Annotated in this window: 8 protein-coding genes, 1 tRNA gene and 1 pseudogene; 4 read left to right on the top strand and 6 right to left on the bottom strand. The window is 32.1% G+C overall.

Going from position 1 to position 17,608, the window contains the following annotated elements:
- Positions 1 to 80: 80 nt before the first annotated feature.
- Positions 81 to 1,244 (top strand): mechanosensitive ion channel family protein, encoded by a 1,164-nt coding sequence (locus ACFEL1_RS05370; RefSeq protein WP_375330741.1) that lies wholly within the window; start codon positions 81 to 83, stop codon positions 1,242 to 1,244.
- An 18-nt stretch (positions 1,245 to 1,262) separates the two neighbouring features.
- Entirely contained in the window at positions 1,263 to 2,015 is a 753-nt protein-coding gene (locus ACFEL1_RS05365) for a class II aldolase/adducin family protein (RefSeq protein WP_341761789.1), read from the top strand.
- Positions 2,016 to 2,202: 187 nt separating this feature from the next.
- Here ACFEL1_RS05365 and ACFEL1_RS05360 read toward each other — a convergent pair.
- Positions 2,203 to 3,285 (bottom strand): annotated as a pseudogene (locus tag ACFEL1_RS05360) (IS481 family transposase).
- Between the two features lie 606 nt (positions 3,286 to 3,891).
- Between ACFEL1_RS05360 and ACFEL1_RS05355 the strand changes: the two are divergent.
- Positions 3,892 to 3,968, top strand: a tRNA-Arg gene (locus ACFEL1_RS05355).
- A 255-nt stretch (positions 3,969 to 4,223) separates the two neighbouring features.
- On the opposite strand, the gene ACFEL1_RS05350 is transcribed toward ACFEL1_RS05355, so the two are convergent.
- The gene (locus ACFEL1_RS05350) at positions 4,224 to 6,050 is read right to left on the bottom strand and encodes an AAA family ATPase (RefSeq protein WP_375330740.1); all 1,827 of its coding nucleotides are present in this window, start codon (positions 6,048 to 6,050) and stop codon (positions 4,224 to 4,226) included.
- A gap of 219 nt (positions 6,051 to 6,269) precedes the next feature.
- Here ACFEL1_RS05350 and ACFEL1_RS05345 point away from each other — a divergent pair.
- Positions 6,270 to 7,033 (top strand): IS5 family transposase gene (locus tag ACFEL1_RS05345; protein ID WP_375331556.1). Its coding sequence is split into 2 segments (ribosomal slippage): positions 6,270 to 6,627 and positions 6,627 to 7,033, totalling 765 coding nucleotides; the frame shifts between segments, so codons are not numbered across the junction.
- Between the two features lie 496 nt (positions 7,034 to 7,529).
- Here ACFEL1_RS05345 and ACFEL1_RS05340 read toward each other — a convergent pair.
- The 4 genes from ACFEL1_RS05340 to ACFEL1_RS05325 form a co-directional block, all read right to left on the bottom strand.
- Positions 7,530 to 8,201 (bottom strand): WD40 repeat domain-containing protein, encoded by a 672-nt coding sequence (locus tag ACFEL1_RS05340; protein ID WP_375330739.1) that lies wholly within the window; start codon positions 8,199 to 8,201, stop codon positions 7,530 to 7,532.
- Between the two features lie 168 nt (positions 8,202 to 8,369).
- On the bottom strand, positions 8,370 to 12,482 hold the full coding sequence (locus ACFEL1_RS05335; RefSeq protein ID WP_375330738.1) for an NACHT and WD40 repeat domain-containing protein: 4,113 nt from the start codon (positions 12,480 to 12,482) through the stop codon (positions 8,370 to 8,372).
- 168 nt (positions 12,483 to 12,650) lie between these two features.
- Complete coding sequence (locus ACFEL1_RS05330; protein ID WP_375330737.1) at positions 12,651 to 14,717, bottom strand: tetratricopeptide repeat protein; 2,067 nt, start codon at positions 14,715 to 14,717, stop codon at positions 12,651 to 12,653.
- A 44-nt stretch (positions 14,718 to 14,761) separates the two neighbouring features.
- Complete coding sequence (locus ACFEL1_RS05325) at positions 14,762 to 17,551, bottom strand: pentapeptide repeat-containing protein (RefSeq protein WP_375330736.1); 2,790 nt, start codon at positions 17,549 to 17,551, stop codon at positions 14,762 to 14,764.
- Between the last annotated feature and the right edge of the window lie 57 nt (positions 17,552 to 17,608).

Below are 17,608 nucleotides of genomic sequence, written 5' to 3'. Positions count from 1 at the left end.
TAAATAAATCATCGAATTAATTAGACTAATAGTTGACTAATTAATATCATACAATGAACAAATATCAAAAAGGTTGATTTATGACACAGTATTTATTGCATCTTTATCACAAATACGATAAAGAAACTTTAATGTTAATAATTATGATAGTTTCAATCATTCCATTGGTTATTGTTATTAAGACAGTAATATTTTCAATGATAAAAAACTATATTAATAAACGCCATCATGATTATGAAAAAACATTTAAAAAATACTCTATATACACCTACTTATTACATACATTGCTAAGTTTATACCTTATATTTTGTGGCAATATCTTACAGGCATTTCCTATTCCACATTGGATAATTAGTATTAAGAATATTGTAATAACACTCTATACAGGTAGCTTCGTTACATTGCTAATCCTATCTCTTATAGAGGCTTTTGCCGATATTTATCGAAACAAAATGGCAACTTCTGTACAAGCCTATTTAAGTTTATACACACAAATATCAAAAATACTTATTGTTTCTGTTGCTACCATTATAATTATTTCCAGTATTTTGAATATTTCCCTTGGTGCATTTTTTACTAGTTTAGGAGCAGCGGCAGCGTTGTTAACCTTCCTATTTAAAGATACTGTTACAGGTTTGTTAGCAAGCTTACAACTTATTTCTCAGGATATAATACGAATTGGTGATTTTGTTACTGTTAACCAGTATAATGTTGAAGGTACTGTAGAAAAAATTACTATTACAGTAGTTAAGATTAAAAATGCCGATCAAACTATTTCAACAATACCTACATCTAGTCTTTTAACAACTAATGTAGTGAATTCTCGTGGTATAACGGAATCAGTGGCAAAAAAAATTCAGAGAGCAATATGTATTGATACAAATAGTATCGTATTTGTTCCAACTATATTTATACAGGAGTTACAAAAATCACCATATCTTGCACCGGAAGCAATAAATAAAGTGAATTTGGAACATATAGGTAGCGATATAACAAATATAAAAATATTTAGATTATATATAAAAGAATATCTTAAAAATCACCCTGCGATATATAAAGAAAATTTTACATTTTTGGTACGTCAGTTAGCTCCAACCCCTAATGGTTTACCAATAGAATTATATGTCTTTACTAATGAAACAAGAGGGGATATATATGAAGATATTCAAAGCGGTATTTTTGATCATTTGTTTGCAGTGATTCCTGAATTCAAATTAAAAGTATTTCAAAATAATAATGTATAAGCTTAAACTAATATAACAATGACTTTAGAAGAGATCAAATTTAACTTAGCTTCTGCATATCAAATTCTTGCGATTTTGACCCTAGATGACCATACTTATACACATCTATCTGCAAGACCTGAAGGGGCGGATTTTTACTATATTTATCCTTTTGGTTTAAGGTTTGAAGAAGTAACTAGCGATAATTTACTGCGAGTTGGTTTTGATGGAACAGTTCTAGAGGGTAGCGAAGATAGTTACAATGAAACCGGCTACGTCACTCACGGTAATATATACAAAAAAAGATCAGACATTTTATCTATCTTTCATCTACATACTCCAGCAACTGTTGCTGTATCATCCATGCGAGTTGGATTGATGCCCATAAGTCAATGGGCGTTGCATTTTTATGGAAAACTATCTTATCATGACTATAACTCTCTTCTACTTAAATCTAATCAAAGTAATACAATGCTTGATGATCTTGGACAAAATTATGTTATGTTTCTACGTAATCATGGAATATTAGCTTGTGGTAAAACAATCCATGAAGCTATGTTCTATACTTATCATCTAGAGCAAGCATGTAAGACCCAATGTTTAGCATGTTCAACAAATCAGGAGTTAATCTTGCCATCTCAAGAAATTTGTAAAAAATCTGTGCAAGATCTATTGTCATTTGAAGAAGATTTAGGCAAACGTGACTGGATTGCTTGGCTTAACTTACTTAAGAGAGTTAATTTTGCAAAGTATAAAGAATATACTCAAATAGATTTGAAGAATTGGATTTGAAAATGAATGGTGAGCATGCTAGGCGTACAACTAGTCACACTACTGGACAAAAGAGAAGGTTTTTACTTACATGTTACCAGATTTTTGGCAAAAAGTGTCTCTAGTTAATCCTATTGTTTACCTCGTAAGTGGATTAAGATAGACTTTTTATGTACTAGTTACGACTTAATCTGACAATAAGTAATAATCAGGCAGCTTGATAAGTAATAGCCAAGTTGTCTGATATTCTCTCTATATTACTAATATTTTTATCTTTAGCAATATAAAGTGAATCTCTAAAAGTTTGCATTGGTGTTTTACCAAAACAATGTTTACCTGAATGAGACCTTTCGTTATTATAATTTGTAAGCCAAGTATCTATATCAGCTTGTAACTCATCTAATGTATTATAGAGCTTTTTACGAAATAGAATGTGATAGCACTCTTCCTGCATAGTTTTGTGAAAACGCTCACATATACCATTAGTTTGAGGGCTATATGCTTTAGTTCTAGAATGATCTATATTCTCAATACCAAGATATAGTTGATAAGCATGATTCTCAGGTTTACCACAATATTCCGTGCCTCTATCTGTAAGTATTCGAAGCAAAGGGATATTATACTTTTCAAAAAATGGAATAACCCTATCATTCAAATGGTCTGCTGTAGTAATAGCTGTTTTCTCGGTATAAAGCTTACAAATAGCTACCCTAGAATAAGTGTCTACAAAGGTTTGTTGGTAGATACGTCCTATGCCTTTAATGTTTCCAACATAATAGGTATCTTGAGAGCCAAGGTAACTAGGATGCATGGTTTCAATCTCACCAGTTGCTTCACGTTTATTCTTGATTTTCTCAAGTGCAGCAAGTTGTGCATCACTCAAAATAATACCATCATTTGCAACTTTAGCATCCAATGCTTTTAGACGTTTTTTGAAATTCTCTAGATCATGACGTAGCCAAACAGACCTTACTCCACCTCCAGAGATAACGATACCTCTCCTACGTAATTCATTAGCAGTACGTTCCTGACCATAAGCAGGAAATTCAACAGCTATATTAACTACTGCATCCTCGATATTAGATGGAACACGATTCTTCAAACATGGCTTCTTTCTAGTCATCTCAAACAAAGATTCTGCTCCACCTTGCTCATGCAGTTCCTTATAGCGGTAAAATGTATCTCTGCTATAGCCCATTACTTTACAAGCTTGCTATACGTTTCCTAGTTGTTCTGCTAATTGTAATAAACCAATTCTTGGTTTTATGATTTTTTCTTGATATGTTGTCATCTGACAGTCTCCTTAATAAGAGGTTGTTAAAATTTGCTGGGTACGATTTTATTCCATATTTTCGTACCCAACAACTCCAAACTGTCAGATCAAGTCTTTACTTTTACAATTTAAATGCTACCTTCTAAACAAAATGTTTGAGATTGGCAAACCAATTTCTGTTGCCGTTTGCTAACCTTCTATTTTGGGGTTAGGGGTAATTTATCTCAAATCCTATTTATGCAACAAAGCCACTTTTTCTTACTATCTTTATCCCTTTCTAGATACCTTATTTCCTAGCTTGCAGTATCTTTTAGTTCTTTTATTCCTGTTCTAAACATTTGCACCCCCTTCTACTCACAGTTGCGATTTTTAAACTGCCCTGTTCTAGGTTTGGAAACTTATGATCTTGACATAATAGGAGTTTAGGGATATAGTATACTCTTTCTAAAAATTTTCAATTTTAAGATGTTTTATAAAAATAAGCACACTATGCTATCTAGGATTCAAGTATACTCGAATGGTCTTACGAATTGAAAATGAATTAGGAACGCACTCAGTGTACTTTGGTACGTGAATCCAATAATATCTCAAAAAACAATTCTTTAAAACAGAAGAGTATATATAGCACCCGTAGCTCAATTGGATAGAGTATATGACTACGGATCATAAGGCTGGGGGTTCGACTCCCTCCGGGTGCGCCACCATATGTATTAGGACTCCAAGGCTTTTATAATTTTTTAAAAGCATTTTTATTTTGGTTTCCCACCAAAAGTCCCCCAAAATAGATTTTTTTGTAGGTCAATTTTTAAGATTAGTACATATGGTACACATATGAAATTTTTAAAAAGAGTAAAGAAATCCTGAAACCCTGATAGGGATTGGCGGGGCGTAGTGGACAATTTCAGAACCACGATAGACATAAAATTACTGATTATTCAAACGCTTACAGTCTATTACTAAAGCTCTGTAACCTGATATTGTAACTCCATATTTTTTCTACAAAAAGCCATAGAAAGTTTAATGATCTTTTTAACGTGAGAGTGTTCTTTTATCCTAGTGTCATATTGTTTATCTATAATCTGCTTTAAGCCCATTTGGGCTACCAAGGCTAAATCTTCTGTATTTTTAGCTATCTTATACTCAATAATAATTGCCCTATCTCCTTTGCCAGCTTTGGGGATCATGATTACATCAGGGCGTCCATCACCTGATTCTTGCTCACTTGATATTATATAGCTCGGTGCTAGCATATTAACAAACCCTAGCATAAAGCCACTATAAAATAACTCTGCCTTTTTCTCTCCTGTCTGATGAAAACTGGTAGAATTTTGCAACAATTCTTGTAACCTTTCTTTAAATTCTTCTACTTTACCTGCTGGTAACAAACTAATAAACGAATAATATCTAGAACTATCAATTTTTAACTGATCGGTAACCCATTGGAGCATTCTTACTTTATATATGTACCGTACTTCTCTATTCGGTGCTGACAATTCATATATATTTTCTTCTGAATTTTGAACTGTAGGGTTTAAATATCCACTAAATAATAACAAACTAAATAGTCCTATTGGCTTATTGATGTCAGCAAAACTAATTTGTTTGGTAATAGGTGAAGTGATACTCTTGCCAGCAGCTAAGCTCTGTAAATCTTCCTGCATTTCATCTGATAATAATACTTTATCTATCAAACCTGTCCCACCACTATCAAGCCAATAATAATCAATCTCACCTTCACTTGCTAAATATTGCATAATTGACCATGGGTTATAGATTATTTCTCCACCAAATCTGTAGCCATTATACCAATCTTTAATTTTTTCTAGATCAGTTTTGGTTGGCACTTTAATTAATAACTCATCAACTTCTGTTGGGGTAAACCCATAAGACTTAGCAAATTTCTTATCTAGTAAAGTATATTCTCGAACATTATTTAAACCAGAAAATAACTCAGCTTTAGCAATCCGCAAAATTCCTGTAATAACTCCCCGTTCAACTGGCAATTCTTGATCGCCAGTTTCCCTTTTAAAGGTAGATTTCATGATTCCACGAAAAATTTCTAACACTTTTTGAAATTCTACCTCATTAGTACCAAACCATCTGTAAGCACTATTAATGGGCGTATCATATTCATCAATCAATACCCAAGGTTTCCTATTATGATGTTTGTACAGCAAGTGGCTTAAAATAGCCAAACTATTTTTGATATTATCTAGAGTTACTTCCTCAAATAAATAGTGGTTGAAATCTGCTCGTTCATCTGATGCAAGCTTATCACTATTAGCTAAATATCTATGTGATTGAAATAATTTCCGTAACTGGCTTTTTACACCTTGTTCAATATCGTGATAGCCTGAACCTTCCACGCTTTTAAATGTGATGAATATTACGGGGAATTGGCCTTGATATTCCAAAATAATATGTGGATACTCAGCTACTTTGAGCTTTTGAAGTAATTTTTTTCTACCAGTTGCAAGTCCTAAATCTATTTCTCCACCTGTAAATAATTTGATATTGTTCTGATGCTCTAATGATAAGGGGTTGCCATGCTCATCTATTTCTATTTCAAAGAATCTCCTAATCATATCCATATTTAAGCTCTTACCCCAACGTCTTGGTCGAGTAATTAGGGTAACTTTACCGCTATCTTCTAATAACTCCTTGATCATTAAACTCTTATCAACGAATATATCACTATTAATTAGCAGATCATAGAAGTCATCACTACCCACTAACATCTTTGGTTGATAATTAATATTATTTTTGCCCTTTTTTTCTGTCATTGTTTTTACTGTTTTCTACTGACTATAATACCATTATACACCTGTTTTATTATCCACTAATAGATATTAGTAAAATTTTTGCTAATCATACTATTTTTTATCAATATTGAAGTCAAACCTTAACTTTTGTATTCTAGGGTATGTCGTCACGAAATTGTAATTGAATAATTTGTGAAGTTGGTTATACTAATTATAGTAATAGAAATAGGGGTAAGAGTTATGAGGCTAGCACATAGAAGACATGATATAAACGATGAACTTTGGAATAAGATACAAAGCCATTTGCCTGGCAGGGAAGGTTGTTGGGGAGGGGTTGCAAGAGATAATAGAACCTTTGTAAATGCAGTAATGTGGATATTTAGGACAGGAGCTCCATGGAAAGATTTGCCACCTGATTATGGGAATTGGAAGAATGTACACAGAAGATTTTGTAGGTGGCGAGATAATGGAGTATGGGAGCATGTACTAAATATTTTTATAAATGATCCTGATTTCGAATGGTTAATGATAGATTCTACATTTGTAAAAGTTCATAAAGCAGGACTTGGGGCGAAAGGCGGAAATCAAACGATTAGTCGTACAAAAGGGGGTTCAATACAAAGATACATATGGCCGTGGATGCGCATGGTATGCCGGTCAGAATTATTATTACAGAAGGTTCCAGAAACGATTGTACTCAAGCTTGTGAATTAACCCAAAATATAGAGGCACAGCACATTATAGCGGATAAAGCTTACGATACAAATCTCATAGTAGAATCTATCGAGAAAGCAAACATAATTCCTGTGATACCATCAAAAAGAAACAGGAAAATTCAAAGAGAGATAGATAAGGATATATATAAGCTAAGGCACATTATTGAAAATACATTTCAAACATTTAAAGAATGGCGTGGTATAGCAACAAGATATGCTAAAAACACAAAATCATACATGGCGGGTCTTTGTTTAAGGGGATTACTTATGTGGGCTAAAATCTCGTGACGATACACCCTAGTCGAAATTAATTATATATGTCTCTTCTTATAATAACGAAACCATACATACTTACCCTTAGCTGGGGATGTTCCCTACCCTGCAGAAGGCGTTTAGAGTTTTTTGTAAATTGTAAGCAGAGTTTGACCCACTATTGTAATGAACTATTGACTCACCTAAGTTCATAATTTAATCTCCACAATCCATATCTCATCAGGGTTTTACTATTGCAAGAGGTGGGTCAGATGTGATTACAATAGTGGGTCAAACTCTGCTTACAATTTACACATTTCGGGGCTTATATCCTTCACTTGCGTTACAACCCACTACATCCCTCCTCTCAGCTTCACATAGTTCGTTACCTCCCTATGTGTGAAATTTGGTTCTACGCTGTTGGCTAAACTTTACGTAGATTGGATTCCCACCAACTGTAATTTACCCGCTTTGCCTAGCACCATCATAATTTTACTCCTTGTTGTTTAATAAGTTTATGATCATAATTACCTTAGTATTCACAATAATTCCCCAATAATTCCTGTAACAGGTTTTGGTCAGAATTACATATGTAGTTAAAATTTTTACTCCCAAACAAATTAGTGAGATAATCGCTCGCGTCTACAGCCTTATTCAAGTTAATGTTTAAGTTACTGGCAAGTTTCTTAAGTAACATCGGATTATTAAGTAATGGATTATCATACTTAATGCCCACTAGTACATTAACTGATGTATAATCATTTTGAGTTGAAATATCTACTTTAATAGGTTCTTTTATAAACTTACTTTTAACTTTCACTAGTTTTAATGTTTTTTGTTTAGCAGCAAGCTCTAATTTTTCTTTTAATAAAGCGTTCGATTCTTTATTGACAGTTTTTTTGGGAATAACAACTTCGTTAGAGTTAACCTCTTTATTCTCTTTGTTATCTATTCTATTATTAAGTACTTTAGCTCCTTTTTGCTCAAAAACTTTTTGATTTTTGGCAGATATAACAGCCTTTTCAATAGTTGCATCTTCTACTGATAAAGGAGATTCAGCTGCTGATATTTCTTTTACTAGATACCATATATCTTCATGTGACTGTGGATTGATTCTTTTCTCCCATATTCTTACTGTTTTATCAGAGGAACATGAAGCAAGGTATTGCCCATCATGGGAATAGCTTAGACAGTTGATACCCATAATGTGTCTTAGTGAATTTTGTAAAAACCTACTATTCTCGGTATTCCATAAAGTTTGTAGTAATACTGATTATCTTTCAAAATAGAATTAACATGGTATCATGGTATAATTTAGTATTAGGGCTATCATTAGTTGGAATTAAATTATTAATTCTATTTTGAAAGATAATCAGTATAAGCTACCATTCTCGGTATTCCATATTTTTACTGTATTATCCTCAGAGTCTGCTGTATAATTCCAAGAACCTGAGGCAAGATATTTACCATCAGGCAAATAGCTTAGACACATAACACTATCGTTATGTCCTATTAGATCATGCAGTAAACTACCATCCTTAGCATTCCATATTTTTACTGTGCGATCCCGAGAACCTGTTGCAAGATATTTGCCATCAGGAGAATAACTTAGACAGCAGATTACCTTAGTGTGTCCCTCTAGCTTGTAGAATAAACTACCATTCTCAGCATTCCATATTTTTACTGCGTGATCCCAAGAACCTGAAGCAAGATATTTGCCATCAGGAGAATAACTTAGACACCAGATTTGCCCAGTGTGTTCCTCTATCTTGTGTAGTAAGCTACCATTCTCAGCATTCCATATTATTACTGTGTCATCCCAAGAACCTGAGGCAAGATATTTGCCATCAAGGGAGTAGCTTAGACACTTGATTACCCCAGTGTGTCCCTCTAGCTTGTGGAGTAGGCTACCATTCTCAGCATTCCATATTTTTACTGTGTGATCCCAAGAACCTGAAGCAAGATATTTGCTATCAGGCGAATAACTTACACACCGGATAGTATTGGTGTGTCCCTCTAGCTTGTGGAGTAAGCTACCATTCTCAGCATTCCATATTCTTACTGTGTCATCCCAAGAACCTGAAGCAAGATATTTACCATCAGGGGAATAGCTTATGCAACTAACCATGGCAGTATGCACTAAATCAGAACATCTTGACAATTGAGTATTGCTCATATTGCTATTGATAAACTTAGCACCTACTAGATTTGCATTAGTTAAATTAACGCCAGTTAAATCTGCATTGCTAAAATCTACATATTGAAAAATCCCATTTCTGATATTTGCCCCTTTGATTGCTATATTACTTAAATCTTCTCCAGAAAATGAATATTGTGCTGCTACCAGTAATGTTATGCTATTAGATGCAAAAGTTGTTGCTTCTTCATCAGATTTATCTTGTTTAGTTGCATTAATAGCTTGTCTTAAGAATACTTGTAAATTCTTATTATAAACTAAATCTTCTGCAATTAACTTAATTAATTCAACATCCTTAACTATGCTATGGCTAGCTAATATTTCACTTTTTTCAGATTTTTCAACTTCATCTTTAATTGCTTCAAATAAGTAATAATTTTTAAATATGACATGGGCAAAGCCTATTTCTACTTTTTGCTTTATTTTAACTTTAGATACTGAAGTTTTAGTGTCAATTTTTAGCGGTAGAAGCTTTAATATATGATATAATGCCTGTTGCGTGAATAAAGTTGATTCTTCATATCCAAAAGCCTTAAATAACTCACTGTCATCTTTAATTCTAAATTCATTTTGTAAATGTAGTTGTATAGCTATATATTTACCTAGCTCTTTCAACAATTGATTTAGCTTTGGTTCTTGAGGGTTTTTCTTAAGGTCTATATTAAAGTCTGGCAATAATTTGACCATTTCGTCTTGTTGTTTTTTGTGTAGCTCGGCTACTCTATTGCTTTGCTTAATTTTAACATATTCATCATAAATATCTTGTTTGCTAATAGGTTTTTCTTCCATTGAAGGTGTACGTATTGAAGGTATTGTTTGCATTACAATTGTAAACATAAAACCAGTATCAATAATTGGTTCTATTTTTAATTTAGCTATTCTATCTAAGTAATATTTTTCATCGTGAACTGGGTCATTGCTACACTTACCAACATATTTAACATATTGGCTTACATAGTTTTCTAATTTTTGTTCATCACTATAATTAATAGGAGCAATATAACAAACTTCAAGTTGCTTTGACTCAGGCATGAACCAATTATAATCATTATTACTTGGTAAATAATCTGTTCTACAAGAGATTAATATTTTAGGATTTTCTAACTTTTTAATATAATCCCTAATTAATACTTCACGACTAGTAGCAATTCCTAACCCTTCATCAAAACTATCAATATACAAATGGACATTTTTAAGATCATTAAGTTTAAGATTAGTACCTAGTGCATTATTAAGAGAATCTATGATTTTAACTAAATCAATATTACTATCCAAATTAAAATATATTGGAAGAGAGTTACCGGGCTGCCAGTTTTTTACTGCTTCAATAAACTTTAATTGTAGAGTGATACTTTTACCAGCACCAGCTACTCCAAGTAGTAACATTACCTCTTTTTGGCTGTTCCAAAAATTATCTATTTTACTGAATAAAATATCGGTTTTTAACTTAGCATACCTATAAGGATCAAGCCCGGTGCTATAAAGTTCTATGTATAAATTTTCAGTATTTTCTATATTGTTATTACTGACTAACTTTCTTACCTCTATATCACTTATTAAGTTTTCTATATCTTCATTAATACTTATCGATGATTTATTATTTTTAAGTCGTTCTTTGATTTTATTGATATAGTGGGTAAAAATAACATTTTCTTTATAACTATCATCACCAACTGCTTTTATTTGTGCTATGGCATCTGTAATTGAAATCCTTTGCTCTGAGTTTGGATTTGTCAAACTGTTAATTAAGTTTTTAACTTCAACATTACTGATATCTGTACCACCTTTTGTAATATCCTCTATAATTCTGCCACAAGCAAATGACAAGGCTTTCTCAATATCAATAATTCCCTCTTTTTGTTGTAATTCTGGAGCACTAAACTCTTTTGTGTGTTGAAAAGGATATTTACGGATATTAAATTTTGTTTTTTCTTCTTCTTTGTCAATTTTAACTATTCCACCAAGATCTATGATTGTCGCTTTCCTTGTATCTGTATTATAAAGTGTATTGTCTGACTTTAGGTCTGTCATTGCAACATTCTGCTCTAATAACTTTTGTGTTTTATCAAACACATCTAATAGATAAGGTTTTTGATATTCCCACTTTTGATAGTTTGGATTTGCAAACATTTTTGTAGCTGTATTTTGTGGTAATATTTCCATCATTAAATAGCCTTTACGATGATTTTCCCCTGCATCTCTATCAGTAACTAACGCTATATCAAAAACACCTGGTGCATATATTATATCTGCTACATCATTGGTAAAGTAATCTCTAAGGGTTGTATCAATAATTTGTTCATAAGATGGTTCTGGATAGTTAATACTTTTAGTTTTTTTGATACAAATTAAATCACCAGGCTTGGATTTAGCATCAAATAAACTTAAGGCAAACCTTACTGTACCAAAACCACCTTTACCAATAGTAATCTGTTCTAATTGTTTTCCTTGTTTTATCTTTAAGTTACTTATCTTGTTTAGGTAATCAGTGCTAGCAACTTCTTTAAGAACTTTCTCATTACTGTTCAGGTTATTTAACAGCAAATACATACCACCATCTTCACCCATAATCACTGTATTAGGTAAATTAAACTCCTCTTTATCAAATCTGCTAGTTAAAATTGCTTCCCGCAGTTGATTAAATTTACTCTGATCACTAAAATGTTCTTTCAGTTTTTTTAGTGTACCAGTAGTTAGCTTGATACTATCAGCAGCAATGTTTGTATCTTTCCATAAAAGAAACTCAATTGCTTTTTCTATTTCGGCTTTAATTGGCTTAAATAAATCTTCTAGTTGAAAGATATCTATTGTATCTTCTTCAAACAAGATATCTCTTACTTCAAGCATTTTCTTTGTTATTCGCCAGTCTATTGGGTCATTTCCATTCTCAAATAGCAATTTCTTCACTAGCGTAGTTATACCACTTGTAAATATACTATGTTCTGACTTTTTTATAGATTCTTCTTCAACTTTGCATGATACATCAAAATAACGTACCCATGGTTTATATAATTCGTCTCCCTGAAAAGCCTTATGCAACTGTTCCATGATCTTATTTGAAGCAGATATATATTCCTTAACTTTAGGACTCTTTAAGTCATTTAGGTATTTTATTGCTAATTTCAGTCTTTCATTCTTATCTTCAGTTTTATTACTTAGTACTTTTTCAAGTTGGTCAAATTTGTATTCATTACTTACATCTTTTGAACCTAATATTAGTTTTACTTCCTCTATTGTTTTCCCTCCTACTAGTACTGGAACATCTTCTTGCATTTGGCTCTTAGACATATTTAGTACTCCAGCTATAATAGTTATATATAAAAATTTTTATGTATTTATAAAATTGTAAAAGTATTCGTATTTGATTAGTACACTTGACTTTTGTAAAATCATACACCTACATCTTTTGAAAGAGAAACTCAATAGAGTCCCTCTCTCACTCAGCAAGGATTCTACTCAAATACATTCACTACTATTATCTGCTAAACTTAGTAAACCACCTAATACAATAGAAGGATCGTTATTTTCTATAGCCTCTGTTATTAAATCTCGACTTAATTCTTTACTTAAATTTAATGCCTTATTAAAATTAAAGCCCAATAATTTGGCTGCATCTTTCATTAACTCTAAATTATTTAATAAATGGTTGTCGTAAACTACTTCATTTAAAAAATGAACCTGTTTTGTTGTTTTAGCATTAGTATGAGCCTCATCGTATAGGTCTTTTAATAACTGTTTAATTCCAACGTCATTTTTAAACTGAGCCACTATTCTCTGACCTAATATATTAACATCTTCATTATTTCCCACAAGCTGGTCATCAGATTTAACGATACTATAAATAAATAGCACTACATCTTCCAAAACCATCTTACTTATCTCGCTTTTTGATATGCTTGGTATTTTAGTAATTTTTAATTCTAGTTTGTCTAATACACTACTTAACCATTCTTTTGCTTTATCAATTCCTTCAAGCTTTTTTTCTTTAGATAATATTACGTCTGAAGCTTTGATTTTAGCAATGTCAATTGCTGAACTTGCTAGTGCCATATCTAAATCTTTTGGAAGGATAAAACTAGATATACTATCAGCTACTTTTTTTGCCGTTCGAACTAACTTAACTTCAGTATATTTTTCATAGAAACCATTTATAACACCTATTACTCCTCCTGTAATTCCAAGTGGTGGAAAAAACTTACCAGCTAAACCTAAGCCATCAGATATCTTTTTGATTATTGAACTATAATCATCTCCCTTCCCTTTTATTAAACCAGTGTTTATCAATTTATATGCAAGTAAACAATCGCTTAAAGTACAGTAAAACTTAGTAGCATATTCGCACACCTCTGGACCATGTTCTTTTTCTAATAACTCAAACTTTTTCTTAATTTCTACCTCAGTATCCACATTAGCTTTGGTTAAAATATCGTCAATATGAACTATCATCTTCTTTTGTCCATCCAGTTCTGTTACAATTATTTCAAGCTTATTATCAAATAAATTGGTAATTTCAGCAGAAGTTGATTTTAATTTCTCAAACTCATCTTTTTTTACAAAACTAATTAATTGTTCTTTAATATCTGCTATATCTTCCTTTTTTAATTGTAAATCTATTTTTACTACTTGTAAGTTTGTTTCTACCTCACTAATTTTTTCTGTCAATTCTAAATAGTGTGCTTCTTCCAAATAGTGTGCTTCTTCATTCTTTAATATACTATTTCTGACAAGTACCATTAGCTCATTATAAGATTCTTTAAGCTTGTTAAATTCTTGCAATAATTGTTCAGTAACTCCTTTGCTTTGTATTTCTTCAACTTCTGCTTGTGTTTTTTCAATTTCATCTGCTAATTTTATGTAATGAACTAAAGTCTTGTTAATATAAGTAATATTCTGCTTAGTTAATCCTTCTACTTTACCTTTATTAACTAATTCAACTGCTTTGTTAAAGCAATCTAAACCTTCTTCTTTTCTACCTGTAATGCCTAAAAGTATCCTTCCTTTATTACAATAATATAGAGGATTGGGGTTTTTAGTTCTAGCGTTAATTGCCTCTTCAAAAGCTTTAAGAGCATCCTCATTTTGTTCTGTAACCACGTAATTTAGCCCGATGCTATTATGAACAGCAGCTTTATCCTCTGAACTTGCTGACCTATCAGTTTTATATGCTTTAAGAGCCTCATTATATTGTTCAAGTGCCTCATCATGCCTAGTAAGTTTACGTAAACAATCTCCTAGAGCTTTACATATATTCACTTTAGGCTTAAGTTGTTTTTCAGCAATTTCTTTATAATACTTTAAAGATTGCTCATATTCTTCGATTCCATACAATATGTTACCGTATTTATGTAAATATATGATTTCTTTTGTATCTCCTGAGGTATCATTTCTATTAGATTTCTGTATTCCAGCCACACCTTGAAGAAGATTTTTAGCTTCGTCTAAAGTATTTGTTGCTACTTCAATATTTCCTTGTTGTTTTTCAGAGTCAGCTTGTGTAAGCAACTTAAGAACTCTATCTTTCATAATTTTACTCCTTGTTGTTTAATAAGTTTATGATCATAATTACCTTAGTATTCACAATAATTCCCCAATAATTCCTGTAACAGGTTTTGGTCAGAATTACATATGTAGTTAAAATTTTTACTCCCAAACAAATTAGTGAGATAATCGCTCGCGTCTACAGCCTTATTCAAGTTAATGTTTAAGTTACTGGCAAGTTTCTTAAGTAACATCGGATTATTAAGTAATGGATTATCATACTTAATGCCCACTAGTACATTAACTGATGTATAATCATTTTGAGTTGAAATATCTACTTTAATAGGTTCTTTTATAAACTTACTTTTAACTTTCACTAGTTTTAATGTTTTTTGTTTAGCAGCAAGCTCTAATTTTTCTTTTAATAAAGCGTTCGGTTCTTTATTGACAGTTTTCTTGGGAATAACAACTTCGTTAGAGTTAACTTCTTTATTCTCTGTGTTATTTATTCTATTATTAAGTACTTTAGCTCCTTTTTGTTCAAAAACTTTTTGATTTTTAGTTGATATATTAGCTTCTTCAATAATTGAATCTTCTACTACTAAAGGAGTTTCAGTTGCTGATATCTCTTTCGATAGATACCACATATCTTCTTTTGGTTGTGGATTGCTTCTTTGACCCCATATTTTTACTGTTTCATCATCAGAACCCGAGGCAAGATAGTTGCCATCAGGTGAATAGCTTATACAATCGACACCCCCGGTGTGTCCTGCTAGATTTTGAAGTAAGCTACCATTCTGCCATATTTTTACTGTGCTATCCCAAGAACCTGAGGTAAGGTATTTACCATCAGGTGAATAGCTTATACAGCTGACAGTACTGGTATGTCCCGCTAGAGTTTGAAGTAAGCTACCATTCTGCCATATTTTTATTGTGTTATCAGAAGAACATGAGGCAAGATATTTACCATCAGGTGAATAGCTTATACACCCGACTACATGGGTGTCTCCTTCATGTCCTCTTAGATTTTTAAGTAACCTACCATTCTCAGCATGCCATATTTTTACTGTTTTATCCAAAGAACATGAGGCAAGGTATTCCCCATTAGGGGAATATTTTATACACCCGACAATACTGGTATGTCCTTTTAAAGTTTGGGGGTTCTTCCCTTCCTTAATATTCCATATTTTTACTGTTTTATCATCAGAACCTGAGGCAAGATAGTTGCCATTAGGGGCATAGCTTATACACCGGATAACACTGGTGTGTCCTTCATCTCCTCCTAGAGTTTGGAGTAAGCTACCATTATTAGCATGCCATATTTTTACTGTGTTATCAGAAGAACATGAGGCAAGATATTTACCATCAGGGGAATAGCTTATACACCAGACAGTATTGGTATGTCCTTCATGTCCTCCTAGAGTTTGGAATAAGCTACCATCCTTAGCATTCAATATTCTTACTGTTTTATCCCAAGAACCTGAGGCAAGGTATTGACCATCAGGTGAATAACTTATACACCCGACAGTACTGGTGTATCCTTCACGACATTTTAGAGTTTGGGGTAACCTATCATTCTCAGCATTCCATATTTTCACTGTTTTATCATTAGAACCTGAGGCAAGATATTTGCCATCAGGTGAATAGCTTATACACCAAACAAAACTGGTATGTCCTTCATCTCCTCCTAGAGTTTGGAGTAAGCTACCATTCTCAGCATTCCATATTTTTACTGTTTCATCATCAGAACCCGAGGCAAGATAGTTGCCATCAGGTGAATAGCTTACACAGTTAACAGGAGAATTATGCTCTAAATCAGGATGTATTGACAACTCAATACTGTTCATATTAGTACCAATAAACTTAGCACCTACTAGATTTGCGTTAGTTAAATTAACTCCAGTTAAATTTGCATTGCTAAAATCTACATATTGAAAAATCCCATTTCTAATATTTGCTCCTATGATTGATATACCATTTAAATCTTCTCCAGAAAATGAATACTGTGCTGCCACAAGTAATGTTATGCTATTGGCTGCTAAAGTCACTGCTTCATCAGATTTATCTTGTTTAGTTTCATTAATTGACTCTCTTAAAAATTCTTGTAAATATTGTAAATCCTTGTTATAAGCCAAATCTTCCGCGATTAATTTAATTAGCTCAACATTCTTAACTATGCTGTGACTAGCAAGTATTTCACTTTTTTTGGATTCTTTAATTTCATCTTTAATTGTTTCAAATAAGTAATAATTTTTAATTATATCATGGATAAACCCTATTTCTATTTTTTGCTCTACTTTAATTTTAGAGTCTAAAGTTTTAGTTTCAATTTTTAGTGGCAGAAGTTTTAATATATGATATAATGCTTGTTGCTTGAATAAAGTTGATCCTTCATACCCAAAAGCCTTAAACAACTCATCAACATCTTTAATCCTAAATACATTTTGTAAATGTAGCTGCGTGGCTATATATTTACCTAACACTTTTAATCGCTCTTCTAACAACTGTTCTGTAGCATTATTTGGATTTCCCTTATTAAAATTTAATAACTCAACTATTTTTTCCTTTTGTTTGTCGTATAGCGTTTTTATTTTATCGTTTTGCTCAATCTTAACATACTCATCGTAAATATCTTGTTTGCTAACATGTTCTTTTTTTATTGAAGGTACTGATTCCATCACAATTTTAAACATAAAACCAGTGTCAATAATTTGCCTTATTTTTAATTGATCAATTCTATCTAAGTAATATTTTTCATCGTGATCAGTTTCATTACATTTAACGGTAACATATTTTTTTACATATTCTTCTAAGTTTTGATTATTATTATAATTAATAGGTGCGATATAATAAGCTTCAAGCTGCTTTGACTCTGGCATAAACCAACTATGATCATCATCATTTAGTAAATAATCTGTTTTACAAGAGATTAATAT

It is taken from the genome of Candidatus Tisiphia endosymbiont of Oplodontha viridula (assembly GCF_964264865.1).
Classification (GTDB): Bacteria; Pseudomonadota; Alphaproteobacteria; order Rickettsiales; family Rickettsiaceae; genus Tisiphia.
This window is presented reverse-complemented; position numbering and strand designations above follow the sequence as displayed.